This is a genomic window from Streptomyces sp. MS191, from assembly GCF_008042125.1.
Lineage (GTDB): Bacteria > Actinomycetota > Actinomycetes > Streptomycetales > Streptomycetaceae > Streptomyces.
In genome coordinates this window covers 1-15,312 of sequence record NZ_RDBI01000245.1, presented here as the reverse complement: position 1 = coordinate 15,312, position 15,312 = coordinate 1, and the positions used below count along the sequence as shown (strand labels likewise).

The window sequence follows — 15,312 nt, the reverse complement described above, 5'->3', positions numbered from 1 at the left end:
GCTCGGCGGGCGCCGTGGCGGGGAGCCCGCCGAGCCGCGCCATGACGCGGCGGCTCAGCAGCGCGTACTCGTCCTGGAGCCGGCGCCACTCGCTGCGGGGCGGGCGGGGCACGACCTCGCCTCCCGTGACGATCTCCTCCGGCCCGAACTGCTCGCGGGTGAGGTCGATCTCGACACCCATGCCCAGCCGGTTCCACCAGTGGTAGTCGACGCGCTGGCCCTCGACGTGGACCTCCCCGCGGATGAGCTCGCCTCCCAGCAGGTCGTTGACCACCATGGCCGTCACGCCGCACTGGTCGCGCGCCGGGTTGTCGGGACTCCAGCGCGAACGGAACTCGGGCGTGCACGTCTCGGCGCTCCAACTGCTGCGGACCGCTTGTTCGATGTCGCTCAGAAGGTGGACAGTCATGCGGGCGATGCTCTCAGCCGGCACCGACAACGGCTTCGGTCCCCGGCGTGCGGGCCGCTGGGACCCCCGGCGCTCAGGCGGCGGGCCGCCCCGCGTGCAGTTCGAGGCGGTCGCCGACGAAGCGGCCCCGGAAGCCGGCGTCATGGGACACCACGACCAGGGCTCCCGGGTAGCCGGCCAGGGCCTCCTCCAGCTCCTCCGCGAGCGCGGGGGCGATGTGGTTCGTCGGCTCGTCGAGCACGAGCAGGTCGGCGGGCCGCGCCACCAGTCGCGCCAGTTCGAGCCGCCGCTGCTGCCCCACCGAGAGGGCGGCGACCGGGGTCCCCAGGTCCCGAGCTCCGAAGAGTCCCCAGGTCAGCAGCTCGTCGGCGAGTTCGTCCGCCGGGCCCCGACCCGCCGCGTACGCCTCCAGGAGGGTGCCGGCGAACGGGACCCGCGGCGGCTCCTGGGGCAGGTAGCCGATCCGGCCGCCGGTGTGCCGGACGAGACCCCGGTCCGCCGGCAGGTCGCCGGCGAGGACGCGCAACAGGGTGCTCTTGCCCGCGCCGTTGGGGCCGGTGACGAGCAGCCGGCCGCCCGCCTCGACCCGCAGCCGGGGCACGCGCAGGCGCTGTCCCACGGCGACGTCGGCGAGTTCCGCGAGCACGCCTCGCGTCCTCGTCGCCGTCAGCGCGGCGGCGAAGCGCAACGGCTCGGGCGGCGGTCCCACCGGGCGCGCCCGCAGCTCCTCCAGGCGCACCCGCGCCGTCCGCACCTGGCCCGAGAGCTTGGACTCCGACGAGCGGCGGTGCTTGCCGAAGCCCTGGCGCGGATCCTTGCCCGAGGCGGCGAGCCGCTGCCCGGCCGCTTCGACGAGTGCCTCCGTGCGGGCCACCTCGTCGAGCCATTCGAGGTGCTCCTGGGCCTGGCGGCGGCGGGCCGCGGCCTTGGCCGTGCGGTAGCCGCTCCAGCCGTCTCCGTACCGGCGGACCGCGCGCGTGTCCCCGTCCACCTCGAGGATGGCGGTGGCGTGGTCCGCGAGGAAGGCCCGGTCGTGGGTGACGGTCACGACGGTGCCGCGGTGGGCCGCGAGTCGTTCCGTGAGCCAGCGGACGGCGTGGACGTCGAGGTGGTTCGTCGGCTCGTCCAGGAGGAGGAGTTCCGCGCCGGAGGAGAGCACGCACGCCAGCGCGAGGCGCGACCGCTCGCCGCCGGAGAGGGTGCCCAGGGCGCGGTCGCGGGCAAGCCGGCCGATCCCCAGCGCGTGCAGTGCGGCGTCCATGCGGGCGTCCGCCTCGTATCCTCCGCGTTCTTCGAAGGCGTGCAACAGGTCGCCGTATGCGTGGAGTTGCTCCGGCGTCGCCTCGGCGAGGCCGTCCTCGTACCGCCTGATGCGCTGTTCGAGTTCCCGCAGCGCGGCGAGGGCTCCGTCGACCGCGTCCTGCACGGTCCGGGACGGCGGGAGCGAGATCGTCTGGGCGAGATGGCCCACACCGCCCGGCGCGCGGACCGTGATCTCGCCCTCGTCCGCGGTGTCCGCTCCCGCGAGCAGGCGAAGGAGGGTGGACTTGCCGGAGCCGTTCTCGCCGACGACGGCGATGCGCTCACCGGGGCGGGCGGTGAAGGAGACGCGTTCGAGGACGGTGCGGGGGCCGTACGCCTTCGAGACGTCCTTGACGGCCAACTGGGAGAGTGCGCGCTCGCGCATGGGTGTTCCTCTGAGGAGGGCCTGGGAGACAGGCCGGGGTCATGGGCCTGGTGGAGGGCAGCGGACTCGGACCGTCGGCCGGCCGACGGTCACCGCGTGCCCCTCCCCGGAATCAGAGGAAGAAGTAGTACGAACCCATGCGGACGATGCTAGATGACGGAGGCGGCCACTCCCACCGAATATCCGGGCGTCCGCGCCCGGCCGCCTGCTCCCGGGTCCGCCGACGGAGCGCGGGTGTTCTCGGACCCTTCTGCGGGCCGGCGGGCGAGGGCGCCTCGGCGGCGGGGCGCCCCGCTATCGTGCCCGCATGATCACCCCGGCCCGGCGCCCGCTGCTGTTCCTCGACGTCGACGGACCGCTCATCCCCTTCGGCGCGTCGTCCGACGCGTATCCGACGTACGCGACGGGCGACGCCCGGCTCGACGCCGCCGCCAACCCGCTGCTGACCCGCATCGATCCCGCGCACGGGCCGCGGCTGGCGGCCCTCGCGTGCGACATCGTCTGGGCCACGACGTGGATGGCCGACGCGAACGAGTGCGTCGCCCCGCGCCTCGGCCTCCCCGCGCTGCCGGTGGTCGACTGGCCGGAGCAGTCCGAAGCGGACGAACGGGACCACCGCATGGGGCTGCACTGGAAGACCCGCCCGCTCGTCGCCTGGGCGGCCGGGCGGCCGTTCGCCTGGGTCGACGACGAGGCGACCGAAGCGGATCGCGCGTGGGTGGCCGCCCATCACCCGGGCGACGCGCTCCTGCACCGGGTCGACCCCCGCCGGGGTCTCGACGAAAACGACTACGCGGTACTCGGAGCCTGGCTGGACCGGGTGCGCTGACGTCGGCACCCGGCACCGGGGGCGCCCCGCCGACCCCCGCCTGCGGTCTCCGGCCCCTGGGGTCCCGGCCGTCGAGATCCGCGTTACACCTACGCTGAACGCGTTCAACTCGCCACCTCCGCGGGAATACCGTGCGGGAGGAGTCATGCGGGCGACGATGTCGGGGGGCGTCGATGATGTTCGGGTACTCGGACGAGTGGTGGGTCCTGCTGTTCTTCCCGGTGGTCTGGTGGGTGCCTTTCGGGCCCTTCGCCATGGGGATCATGGGCTGGTGGTGCGCGAGCCGCCCCGGCCGGCGACCGCGCCTGTGGTCCGTCCTGCTCCCCCTGGAACCGGTGGCGGTCTCGACGACCGCCATGGTCCTGCCCCTGAGCGGCTGGGACGATCCGGCCCGCCTCGACGACGTCCTGGGCTTTCTCGCCGTGTACGTCGGCGGCATCACCCTGTTCCCCTGGCTCCTGGTCTACGGCATCACCCGCGCCCGACGGGCGCTGCGGTCCCGACGAAGCGCGTCCGCGGGGGCGGCGCAGGGCCCGGCGGACACGGCGGCCGAGGGCTGACGGGACACAAGCCGGGCCTCGGCGATCCTGGTGAGCGTCCGCCGGGCAGCGATCGGGTCAGACAAGCCGCCGCGCCGGAGCCCGGGCATGGAGAACGCCCGAAAATCGACGTGACGGGGGCGCAAAGGAGCACAACGGCATCACGGCGCCGCAACCCCCCATACCCTCGCTCACAGGAGAGTCGAGGTTTGGGGGACTTCTTGATCGTCGGGATCCACGGCATTCGCTGCTACCGGTACCTGCAGCGGACCGGCAGTCCGGAACTGGCCGCGCAGGCGCTCGCTCAGGAATGGGCCGCCGCGCTCGGGACGTCGTACGAGTCAGGTGGTTTCGAAGCCGCCTACTACGCCCACCATCTGCACCTCGGAGTCTCGCAGGGCGAGGCGGATCCGGAACAACTGAGCCTGTCAGGTCAGGAAATGCTCATGGGTTGGGTGGCGGCACTCGGCGCGCCCGCCGAGACGACGATGGGGCCGGGCACCCTGCCCGTGCGTCAGGCAGCCGAATGGCTGGCTCGACGCTATGGCGAGTTGGCTCGCCGGTTCGTCGTCCTCTTCTGCAAGGAGGCGGACACCTACGTCTCCGAACCGGCGTCACCTCGCCGGCATCAGGCGCGTCAGGAGCTGAGCCGCGTCCTGGAACGCCGTCGGCCGCGAGTGCTGCTCGCCCACTCCCTGGGTTCCGTCGTCGCGTACGAGGCTCTGTGGCACGACCCGGTGGAACTCGATCTACTCATCACTCTCGGGTCTCCTCTCGGCCTGCCAGGGGCGGTGTACGAACGCCTCTCCTTGGGCGAGGGCAACGAGAAGGCCAAGGGAGAGCGGCCGCCGGGCGTGGCCCGCTGGATCAACATCGCGGACGTCGGTGACATCGTGGCGGTGCCTCGCGATCTGTCCGGGCGCTTCCCCGGCATCGACGAGCACCACGAGGTGTCCCTCGGTCTGGTGGCCTCACACAAGGCGACGCGCTACCTCGCGGCGCCCAAGGTCGCCGCGACGGTCGCGCCGTACCTCTGAGAACCGGTGCCGGGGCGGCGCATCCCCAGTACCGAGGGCCCCTGCTCAGTGGGCGGTCGGGTCCCGACGCGATGCTCGATCAGGCCACGCGCCGCAGGAGCACGACCTCCCACTCACAACCGAGCGCCAGCCGGTCACCGTCCAGCAACAAGGCGGGGACGGGGCCCGGCACGCCGATGTCTATCCGTGTCCGGCGCGAGGCGACATCCCAGATGTGCACCCCGGAATCGTCGGCTGCCACCACGACCAACGCCCCGTCGACCGGGCCGCAGTCCACCGCGTTGACGCCCCCGGTCACGGACAGCGGTTCGCCGAAGGGAAGCACCCTCTCGGAGCCCGTACCGGTGTGCAGACCCGAAAGGTCCCACATCCGGACCCTGCCGTCCTGCCCGCCCGACACAGCGAAGGGGACACCGTCCACGACCGAGCAGGCGAGCGCCGTCACCCAGCCCGCGTGCGCCTCGATCGGACGGCAGACCGGGAGGCCGGTCGCCAGATCCCAGAGTCGCAGGGTGCCGTCGTCCCCGCAGGACAGCACCGCCGGGCCGCTCTCGAGATCCACGCATGCCAATGCGTTCACCCCGCCGACGTGGCCCACGAGTGGGAGTCCACGACGGCAGCCCGTCACGACGTCCCAGCAGTGGAGAAGCCCGTCGGCACCGGCCGAGACGACCAACGCCCGCCCGTTCAGAACGGTCGCGCTCACGGCGTGGACGGGGGCCATGGCTGGAGTGAAGGGCTCTCCGATCGGTGTCCCCCTTTTCAGGTCCCAGCAGCGCAACAACCCGTCCGGACCGGCCGACACCGCGATCGGACGGCCCTCGAGGGCGGTGACCGCCACTGCGTTCAGCCGGCCCGCGCCGGTACGGCCGGAGGGGGCGAACGTGTCGTTACGGGGCGACGGGAACGGGCCGGCACCGGACGGAGGCAGCGGCTGCGGTGACTCCAGCGGCTCGCCCGACTCCAGGTCCCAGCGGTACAGAAGGCCGTCGGCGCCGGCCGAGATCAGGACCTCCCGTTCGTCGACGACCGCGCGTGCCAGGGCGCTCACCCATGACGTGTGTCCGACGGGCGAGGTGACCCGCTGACGGTCCGTCGGAAGGTGCCATACACGCAGGGCGGGATCAGTGCCGGCCGAGACGAGGACGGGAGGTGTGGACGGCAGATGGGTCAAGGCTGTGACCGGCCCCATATGGCCGACAAACCTGCTGTGTTCGGTCCCGTCACGGACGTCCCACAACCGGATCGTGCGGTCGCTGCCGGCACTGAGCATCAGCGGAGGACCGTTCACGGCGTCCAGGCCGACCAGTGAGTAGATGGGACCGTCGTGGCGCGAGACGGACTCGGTCCGCAGCGACCGCCCTGCAAGGTCCCAGATCCGCACCACACCGTCCTCGCCCCCGCTGGCCAGGCACCGCACACCGTCGACCACCACACAGGCCAGGGCGTTCACCCGCCCCGGGTGGAAGATGCCCCTTTCCGTTCCCGTGTCACCGAGCAGGGAGCAGAAGCGCAGGGTTCCCTCGTCATCGGCGACCACGACAGACGGCCCGTTGCCGCCCGGAACGCACACCAGCGCGGTCGTCCGTCCGAGATCCGAGTGCAGCTCCTCCCGAGGCAGATCGCCCTTGAGGTCCCAGAGCAGCAGGCGTCCGGACGAATCAGCCGTCACGGCCATCTGCCGACCGGCGACCTCGACGGACTCCATGAATCGCACGCTCCCGGCGTCCTCCGCTCGCAGGCCTGGCACATCGACGGACTTGAGCCCGGGCAGGATGTGCATCCGGAGAGAGTCACCCGCCCCGGCCGCCACGACGACGGGGACCCCACCGATCCGCGCGCACGCCAGAGCGCGGATCTCCCCGAGGCCGGTCTCCGCGGTGCACAGAAGACGCCCGTTGTTGGCATCCCAGACGCCCAGACGGCCGCTGCGCCCCCCGGTCACCACCACCGGTATGTCGGTGACCGCGCCCGCCAGCACGGTCACCAGGTCGTCCGGTAGCTCCAAGGTGAACGCGTGTGCGGCGCTGATCCTGGTCCCCGTCGCCCACTGAGGGCGCCACGGCATGAAACTCCCGCAGCCCGGTCCGGGCGCCGCCAGCCGGTCGGCCAGCGTTCGTGCCTCGTGTCTGAGCGCGTCCACAGCCAGGATGTGGCGCCGCTGTTCGTCCGAGGTCCGCCGGTGCACGTGAGCGCTGGTCCGATACACGGCTCCCGCGCTGCGCGCCGCTTCCGAGGTCGTCCGGCTCAGCTCCGGACCGAGCCAGTCGGGATCTGCGTGGACCAGAAAGTGGGGCTCGGCGCAGAGTTCGTCGAGGCGACCCGCGTCAAAGGCGTGCTGGGCGAGGTGCCGCCGCAGGTAGACGTCGAGCCCGGCCCAGCGCGTCTGCCGGTCGGGGTCGGCACCTCGTAGCGTGTCGGTCAGCGCCTCGTAGACGACCCGTGACGTCCGGCTCTCCGCGTCGCCGCGCTCCTCGTCCGCCGGCACCGCGCGTCCTCGCAGCTCGTCGGCGACACTCTGGTGCAGCAGGCGGTGAAGGACGGTTCCCGTTCGATCGGGCACCGACCTGACGAAGGCCCGCAACTCGCGCAGCAGGCCGGCCACCTCCGTGGTCTCCGCGGCGGACGCGGGTCCCGGTGGAAGGGCGTCACGAACCTTCGCCGCCGGTTCGTCGCCGGACGCACCGTCGCGGCCGGTCGCGACCAGGGCGCGTGCGACCGCCGCGACCAGGGCGACGGGCATGCCGTCTCCCTGGGCGAAGGCCAGGGCGGTCAGGACGGGCCGCAGCAGGCGGTGCGCGGACTCGCGCGCGAATCCGAGGTCGAGCAGGCTCGGGAGGTCCAGGGGCACCCGTCCACCCAGCTCCGCAGCCGTGGCCGGGTCCCCCAGCAACGGCTTCACCCCGCCCTGCAGGGCGTACGAGGCGTAGAGGGCCGCCATCAGGTAGGGGCCGGTGTACACCGCCCGACGTGGTGCCGCCAACGCGCGGGCGGTCGCCTCGGCGAACGCCTCCACACCGCCGCTCCCCCCGGCTTCCCCATCCCCGTCGGCTTGCCGGGCTTCGCTCATGGCCGGAAGAAGCAGTTTGACGACGTACTCCCGGAGGTCTGCCTGCAGGGCCTCCTGAGTCACCTGGTCAAGGTCGATCAGGTCTCCGCCGGACCGTGCCACGGCGATCAGATCCGAGCACGGTTCCTCGTCGCGTGCGGCAAGCAGCACCCGGCACAGGGGACCGCCGTCCGGGCGAGTCAGGGCTGTCAAGGGAAGGAGCAGTTCACTGAGCAGTTCGGCAGGGTCGCGAGCCTCGTCGAGTGCGTCGAGGACGAGGATGGGAGGCGGGCCGTCCCGGCGGCTGAGGAACTCGAAGAACCGCCGGGGGTCTCCTTCCGGCCCCTGGGTCGTCCTGTCCCAGGCGTCGACCCGTGCGCGCGCCTGACGGGTCAGCGAGTCGACGATCTCGACGAGTGTCCGCTGGCGTGCATGGATGGTCAGCGGGGGTGCGATGGTCGCCGCCGTCACGGCGAGCCCCTTGGGGAGGGTGACCCCCGTGCTCCTCATGGCGGGGTGCACTGCGCACATCAGCACTCCGAGCAGCGCAGATTTCCCCGAACCGGGGCTGCCGGTGACGACCTGCAGTCGTGCTCCGCTCCGCCCCGCCCGCAGCCAGTCGGCCAGCGTGCCGAGTTCCGCGCCACGCCCTGTGAACACCCCGGCGCCGGTGTCGTCGCCGGGGGGCACCGGCCGCCCGGAGAATCCCGCACCGCCGCGCGCGTGCCTGAGGAAGTGCTCGACGTCCGCCACTTCGTCGAGAGACTCCGTACCGACCTCGCCGCCACCGGGCTGATCGGGCGGCGGCATCCCGGCGGCGGGCCCGGGATCGTAGCGTGGATTGGGGAGGAAGGGGGGGCCGGAGGCAAGAGAGTCGAGGACGTTCGCAGTGGGCCGGTGATCCATCCCGCCCTGGTCCTCGACCAGTTCCCGAAGCCGGTCGCGCACCCGATCGACGAACCAGAGGAAGCCGAGGTGACTCCGCGTGTGGTCGTACTCGAGCCGCTTGTCGGCGACGGCGTTGAGGACATCGGTGACGGCTTCGGTGAACCTCCCCTGGACGGCGAGTTCGGCCGCCCCTGAAGCGGCGATCACCCAGGCTCGCTGTGAGCCGTCCGTCACACCACGCAACTGGAAGTCGAACCGCGCCGCCGCCCCGGAGTGGCACAGGTCGAGCAGGAACAGCACAGGCGGGCGCCCGGGGTAGTCCTCCACCGCCGACAGCCAGGTCCACACCGACGTCCACTCGGCGTGCTCGCTGTCGGCGCCCAGGACGAACAGGCCGGTCGGCCGGACGATGCCATGGCTGAGCACATGGACGATGCGCACCCCTTCGGCGCCGGCCTCGGTGACGACCCCGCGGACGGCGTCACCGACTTCGGCTGCTGTGGGCCACCACCCCGCCGCCTCCTCCCCCGTCTGTCCACCGTCTCCGGCCTGCCCGGGTCCATGCGCCTCCGGAGGAGCGGCTTCCGGACCCGAGAGCGTGGTGCACCGGTAGCCGAATTCCGGTCGCTCCAAGGCCTCGACCAGCGCAGCCACCCGGCCCGGTGCGAAGGTCAACGGGTCAGGTCCCTCGTCCTCGAGCCCGTGATCGGGACTGGGGGCGAACCAGGAGACCCCGACGCTCAGCGCCTTCCGGTCGACGGCGCCGGCAGTCGGAAGAGCCGGGCCGGGAACGCGCTCCGGCGCGGGCAGGGGATCGCCGGGCGCATCGCCCGGAACCACGCTCGTCACAGGTCGTGCCGTCCCTCGTCCTCGTGGACGTCGTCGGCCGCCGGGGTACCGGGCCCCCTGCGGTCCGGATCCGGCAAACTCGAGAGCTCCCCGACGAGGGCCTCGTCCGCACCCCAGGCGGCGAGCGCCTGCTCGGCCAGCATGCGAGCACCCTCCGGGTCTCCACGGAGGGCGAGGTGGTGGACCTGCCCTCGAACGGCGTCCCGCAGGGCCGGATCCCGGTCGGTCAGGACACCCATCGGCACCAGATGGCGTGTCAGGGCATCCCTGTCATGGCGGCTCCGGGCATCCTTGGGCGCCGTCTCCCCGCTGGTGTGGCGGGTCGAGGAGACACAGGCCACGAAGGCGGCCCGCGCGCGCCGACGCGCCGACGCGCCGCTCGAAACATCCATGTGCTGATGCCAGGCGCGCCGGACGGCCGGGCGGATGGACACGCCGGTGCCATCGAGTGACGGCTGTATCAGGTCCGACCGGGTGAGCAGGTCCACGGCCGGTCCCGGCTCGTTCCCCACGCCGGGCAGAGCATGACGCAGCAGGGACAGCGGCACGGTCCCGGGGCCCAGCACGGTCAGCAGATCCAGCACCGACGCGGTCTCGGGACACTCGTGGACAACGCGTTCGAAGGCCAGTTCACACAAGGCGGCCAGGGGGTCGGGCAGTGGGGCGGAGGGCGGCGCCTCGAGTGACGCATCCACCCCGAGCGATACCAGTAGCCCGGCGCCAGCAGAGTCCGCGTCACCGTCACCGGTGAGGAGTCCCGACGCAATGGTGACCGCAAGGGGCAGGTGTCCCAGCCGGGCCGCGATTCGGAGGGCTACCGGAGAGGAGAGCGAAGGCACGAGGTCCCGCAGCAGATTGAGGGAGGCGGAACTCCTCATGGCGGACAGTCGGTTGGTGACGAAATCCGCAGGCCAGGCATCGACCGTGGACGTGACCACCAGCGTCCCCGGGCCCTGGGGCAGGACCTCGGGCACGTCCTGCGGCCTGGCGTCGTCCAGCACGAGGAGCCAAGGCGCATGGTCTCCGGCCGCCCGCGCCTGTCCGACCGCCCTCACCAGTGCGGGCAGTTCCACGCCCATGGGCGCCTCGCGACCGGCGTTCAGCCACAACACGTCTCGGTACGAGCCGTAATGCTCGGCGACGTAGGCGGCTGCCACCGCAGTGGAGCCACCGCCCTCCCGGGCGACGATGGCGAGACGCGTCACCCGGTCCTCGACCGGCGGATGCTCGGTCGCCCCGCGCAGCTCGCCGAGGACGCGACTGCGGCCCACGAGCGCGATCGGCTCGGGCATCTCCCCGGTGACCGTACGGGCCGCCGCATCGACCGCATAGGCAGAGCGGTCGGCCGCGGCCGGCTGCCCCTCCTCCAGCCGTCGGGCCAGGGGCTCGTACGCGGGACCGAGACGCCGGAGCACCTGAGCCGTCACGGTGGCGAAATGCCGATCGGATCGGGCCACGGCGACGGCCGCGTCCTCGCCCTCGACGAGTGCCGTGAAGTCCACCGTCGCCTCACCGGACCGAGTGAGAGTCGCGAGCGCGTAGTCCGACACCAGAGTCAGGGTCTGCAAGGCCTCCGTGCCCCGCAGTCGGGTCAGGAGCTCGGCCCGGACCTCCGGCCGGAAGTCGAACAGGACCTCGCGCCTCGCGTCGTGTGTGACGTCCGGGCGGGGCGACGGCGGCTGCTCGGTGCCGTCGTCCCGCACCCGCGTGATGAGCCCGGTGAAGAGCACCTCGGTCAGCAGGGACGGCCTGCTGTCCCGGCAGATCGCTCGCTGAACGAGGCGCATGACAGGAAAGCTCAGCGGGACGACGGCCAGATGGCAGGCGAGGCGGAATGCCGCAGGACTGATGTATTTCGCGACCTTGTTCACCCTGTCCTTGGCAGAGAGTGCCCCGTCCACGGCCTCCTCCCGAATCGGCCGGACCGTGACGCCCGACTCCGAGCTCACCCGGTCCTGCACGACCGCGACCATGGTGTCCCAGGGGGGCGCCTCCCCGCTCGTCAAGGACGCCCACGGACCCAGCCAGCGCGGGTCCATCTCCAGAACGGGGACCGGCATACCCGCTGCGGTCGGCTCGGGCGAGCGGCCAAGGAACGTACAGGCCAAGCGGGTGTTGGGCGCTCCTGGCGCTGGAGACTGCAGTCGGGCGGCCCGGACACCGAGTGCACTGCGTTCCCACATGTGACGGGGTAACACCTGGACGAGCGCGATCGGTCCGGTCTGGCCCCAGGTATGCAGGAGGCGGGCAAGGGTGCCGTCGGACCACGCCGGGCTGATGCAGTCGGAGACCACCAGGACGACACGGCGTCCGGTGGGGTCGATGATCTCCAGCGGGCTGCGGTCGGCGCTCGTGCCGGCTTCGTGTCCCGGGGCACGCAGGACGACTCCGCGGGACGGGATCTCCTCCGTCGGAAGCTTCCAGTGCAAGACGGAGCGAAACGCTCCCACACCGACGAGCACGGACAGAAAGTCCCTGACGGTCTCCTGCCAGACGGTCATGGAGATGCTGTCGTCCACGACGAGTGCCATGTCGAGCCAACGGCTCGGAGCAGGGCTCAGGACCGGCGACCACAACGCGGTGTCGACAATGCTCTGCACCGTGGCCTCCTCGTCCAGTTCGGTCTCGCTCCGGGACGGCACCCGGCGGGTCAGCGGGCGCAGCGCCCGTACGAGTCGCTGCGGGTTCGGCAACGCGCGGGGGGCACGCAGCCGCAGCGCCGTGACCGCGCCGTCCTGGTCTCCGGTCCGGCGGCGGGAGCCGGGCAGGTACAGGTCGAGTCGCGGGTCCGACACGACGTCGGGGGGGCGTTCGGGCAGAACGACGGGCCCGGTCCCCTCCGCCAGGTCGTGGAGTGCGAGTGGCGGGACGTCGGCGGAGACGCTCCCACCCACCTCCCCGGGGCCTTCGTCCTCGGGCTCCGTGGGGGGTGGTAGGCGAGCAGCGAGCCATAGCGCGTCCGCGAGCCCCACGGCGTCGAGCGCCTCACCGTCGAGGGCCTGAAGAACGCGGTCCAGGGGCAGCATCAGTCGGCCGGCCCCAGGGGCCGGAGTACCTGGTCCAACAGTTCCGAGCGGGCTTCCGCCGTGCCGTTGCCGAGAAGCAGGTAGATGGCGTTGAGGAGTTGATCGGTGGACAGGGTGCCGTTCTCTCGCCTCCTGACGAACTCATGGATGAGCTCCCTTCCTCGATCAACGCCTTCGCGTCCCAAGTGGGACTGGACGATGTCGATGAGTCCCTCGACGTCCGGGGCAGGCAGGTCGAGGCGAATGCAGCGGCGCAGAAACGCGGCTGGGAACTCCCTCTCGCCGTTGCTGGTCAGCACGACGAAGGGGAAGGTGGTGCAGCCCACCCAGCCTTCGGTGATCTCGGCCGTGTCCCCACCGACTCCGAGCGCACCGTCGTCGGTGTGGACCCTCACGGTGCGGGTGGAGCCCGCCAGTCTGGCCAATTCGGGGATCACGAACTCGCCGTTCTCCAGTACGTGCAGCAGGTCGTTGGGCAGGTCGAGGTCGCTCTTGTCGATCTCGTCGATCAGCAGGACACGAGGCCGGTCCGCCGGCAGCAGCGCCGTACCGAGTGGCCCCAGCCGCACGTAGGCCCCGATGTCCGGGGTCTCCTGGTGTCGCGGCTCCCACGCGTCGACGCCCCGATCCGCACGACCGGACCGGGCGCTCGCGGCGAGTCCAGCCTCCTGCAGACGTCCGATGGCGTCGTAGGAATAGAGACCGTCCCTCAGTGCGGTCCGGCTCGTGATGGGCCACGTCAGCACTCGACCGAGACGCAGCTCATGGGCGATGTGGTACGCCAGCGAGGACTTTCCCGAGCCGGGAGGACCCGTGACCAGCAAGGGCCGGCGGAGCATCAGAGCGGCGTTCACCGACTGAACCGCCGCCGGTGTGGCCCGGTAGGCGCCTGCCCGCGCGGTGACGGATCGGCCCGGCGGTTCCGCGGGGCGGCCGCGGTGCCGTGTGTCGCGCCACGGAGGAGGCGCGGGCATGGTGTCGATCCCGTCGTGCGGCTCTCCGTGCCCTTGGTAGATGAAGCTCTCGTGCATGGTCCTCCTCGTCCCACCCTTCCTGCCTCTGCCGGTCCCCACGACCGGTCGAGCACCTACGTCCGGTCTCTCAAAGGCTGCGCAGTGCGCCGCCGTCGACTTCGAGGCGCCCCTCGGGGCCGTCCCACACCAGAGCGAGTTGATCGGCCGGAGACGGTTCGCCGGAGTAGAACGCTTCTTTGCGCAACGACGTGATGCGCTCGGGGAGTCGCCCGGGACTGCCTCTGGACATCAGGTACCTCACCGCCGCCCGCAGGGCACCGGAATCCACGCACCCGTCGGCGTCGCTCTCGTCACGCCCCCAGAGCACCACGGGAACTCCTGCATCGAGAGCCGTCTCGACGGTGCGTGCAACGCTTCCCAAGCGGGCACGGCTGTGTCGGGGTGGGGGTTCCACGACTACGGCGAGAGCACGCTCAAGCTGCTCGACGGTCGTGACCGGGCTGCGGTCGTGGCCGAGGGAGACCCATGCGGCACGCTCGGCAGGCAGGTCGTGGAGGTCCTCGTACTCTCTCCAGCGACGGGCCCATCGTTCCCTGACCCAGGGATCGTCCGGCCGCTCCAGATCCCGTACGACCACCGGGCACAGCGCGCCCAGGGGGAGGTCGACGTCGCCGGTGCCCTCGCGGCGGCGTACGGCCCAACGATCGACGGGCAGGTCCAGCAGGGAACGCGGCAACATGAACTCGACCCGGGACGGCGGTCCGCCGGCGTAGTCCTCCGCCGTCTTCAGGAACGTTCCGAAGCGGGCGGCGATCCTGCTGGGGGGCTGCGGCTCGTCGTCGACGGCGAGGGGGATCCAGCGCCCCTCGCCGTGGTGCAGCCACACCGCCAGCATGCAATCGGGAGATCCGGGTTGATAGTTCTTCAGTCTCACGACGAGCCGCACGCCTCCGTCGCGCCCGCCGTACGAAGCCTCCTGGCCGGGGTGAGGAGCACGGGGAACCGGCACTCCGAGCCGGCGGGCGAACCGCTCCGCCCACTCCAACAGGTCCTCCCGGGTACCGGGGTGCAGCCCGGCACGTGCGGCGACAGCCGCGGCGAAGCGCAGCACCGGGGGCGCCTGGTGGGGTGGGGCCGCGAGATCCTCCAGAAGGACCACCGCCTCGTCCGGCGAGTCGGGAGGCGGATCGGCCACCCGTCCGGTCACCTCCAGGTAGGAGGGAAGCCAGGGGACGCGCGGATCGTCGCGAAGGATCCGGACGAGTTCACCGCCTTGCACACTGATCGCTCCGGACGACTCGGCGACCCGGGCGACCAGATGCTGGAAGCGCTTGACGGGGTCCGACTCACCGTGGAACACGACCAGCAGTTCGGCAAGTTCGAGAAGAGCGCCGTCCCACTGCTGTAAGTAGCGGATGAGCTGGGACGCTGCCACGGCGCGGGAGGGGTGGAGGGGGGCGAGCCCCGCGATCAGTCGGGAGGGTAAGTCGTCCAGCATCACGGCCCGCGTGTGCACGTCCGCGAAACCCGGCAGGTCGGCCAGCAGCCGGGCCAGTTCGGAGATCGCCGCCTCTCGGGCGTCGGAGCTCAAGATCGGTGACCGTCCGTCGTCGCGACCGCTTCCACAGACAACCTCCCTGCCCTCGGAGCCCCGCTCCCCCATCCGGATGGCACCACATGCTACGGGCGCGGAGACTCTTTGTGCGGCAGACCAGGAGGTTCGCCCCCCTTGGTCCACGCCTCACGTCAAACGGTGAGCGACGGCGGATGACACGTCGTTCCGGCCGACGGGCGTGGAAGGCGGGGTCCGCGCCCACCCCGCGCCGTCGTCACGGTCGAGGCGCTCAAAGGCAGGCCGAGGACGGCGTGCAGCACCGACCTGGACCCCGAGGCCGGCGAGCACGCCGAGTGGGACAGCGGGCAGACGGCTGCCGGTCGTGGCGGTGCGGCTGCCAACCGGCCCCGCGAGGGGTCCAGCTGCGTCGACCCACATCCCGAGCCGGCACGGCACCCGCCGCCCCCGGC

General features: G+C 71.9%; 9 protein-coding genes. 3 read left to right on the top strand and 6 right to left on the bottom strand.

The genetic code is table 11. The annotated features are described in order from the left end of the window. Positions 1-409: YunG family protein (locus EAO71_RS37215; protein ID WP_147982201.1), on the bottom strand; the 409-nt coding region annotated here is incomplete at its 3' end. 73 nt (positions 410-482) lie between these two features. After that, complete coding sequence (locus EAO71_RS37210) at positions 483-2,096, bottom strand: ABC-F family ATP-binding cassette domain-containing protein (RefSeq protein ID WP_147982200.1); 1,614 nt, start codon at positions 2,094-2,096, stop codon at positions 483-485. A 307-nt stretch (positions 2,097-2,403) separates the two neighbouring features. On the opposite strand from EAO71_RS37210, the gene EAO71_RS37205 reads away from it, so the two are divergent. From EAO71_RS37205 to EAO71_RS37195, 3 genes are all read left to right on the top strand, one after another. Further along, complete coding sequence (locus EAO71_RS37205) at positions 2,404-2,925, top strand: HAD domain-containing protein (RefSeq protein ID WP_147982199.1); 522 nt, start codon at positions 2,404-2,406, stop codon at positions 2,923-2,925. Between the two features lie 173 nt (positions 2,926-3,098). Beyond that, positions 3,099-3,485, top strand: a complete 387-nt coding sequence (locus EAO71_RS37200; protein ID WP_147982198.1) for a hypothetical protein — start codon at positions 3,099-3,101, stop codon at positions 3,483-3,485. A gap of 200 nt (positions 3,486-3,685) precedes the next feature. After that, positions 3,686-4,501, top strand: coding sequence for a hypothetical protein (locus tag EAO71_RS37195; protein WP_147982197.1), 816 nt, complete (start codon positions 3,686-3,688; stop codon positions 4,499-4,501). A 79-nt stretch (positions 4,502-4,580) separates the two neighbouring features. On the opposite strand, the gene EAO71_RS37190 is transcribed toward EAO71_RS37195, so the two are convergent. From EAO71_RS37190 to EAO71_RS37175, 4 genes are all read right to left on the bottom strand, one after another. Continuing rightward, on the bottom strand, positions 4,581-9,113 hold the full coding sequence (locus EAO71_RS37190; RefSeq protein WP_147982196.1) for an AAA family ATPase: 4,533 nt from the start codon (positions 9,111-9,113) through the stop codon (positions 4,581-4,583). A gap of 170 nt (positions 9,114-9,283) precedes the next feature. Further along, on the bottom strand, positions 9,284-12,313 hold the full coding sequence (locus EAO71_RS39580; protein ID WP_261992537.1) for an SAV_2336 N-terminal domain-related protein: 3,030 nt from the start codon (positions 12,311-12,313) through the stop codon (positions 9,284-9,286). Then, positions 12,313-13,167 (bottom strand): AAA family ATPase, encoded by an 855-nt coding sequence (locus EAO71_RS37180; RefSeq protein WP_261992536.1) that lies wholly within the window; start codon positions 13,165-13,167, stop codon positions 12,313-12,315. Before EAO71_RS37180 ends, EAO71_RS39580 begins: the two co-directional genes overlap by 1 nt. Positions 13,168-13,414: 247 nt before the next feature. Continuing rightward, entirely contained in the window at positions 13,415-14,878 is a 1,464-nt protein-coding gene (locus EAO71_RS37175; RefSeq protein ID WP_147982193.1) for a VMAP-C domain-containing protein, read from the bottom strand. Between the last annotated feature and the right edge of the window lie 434 nt (positions 14,879-15,312).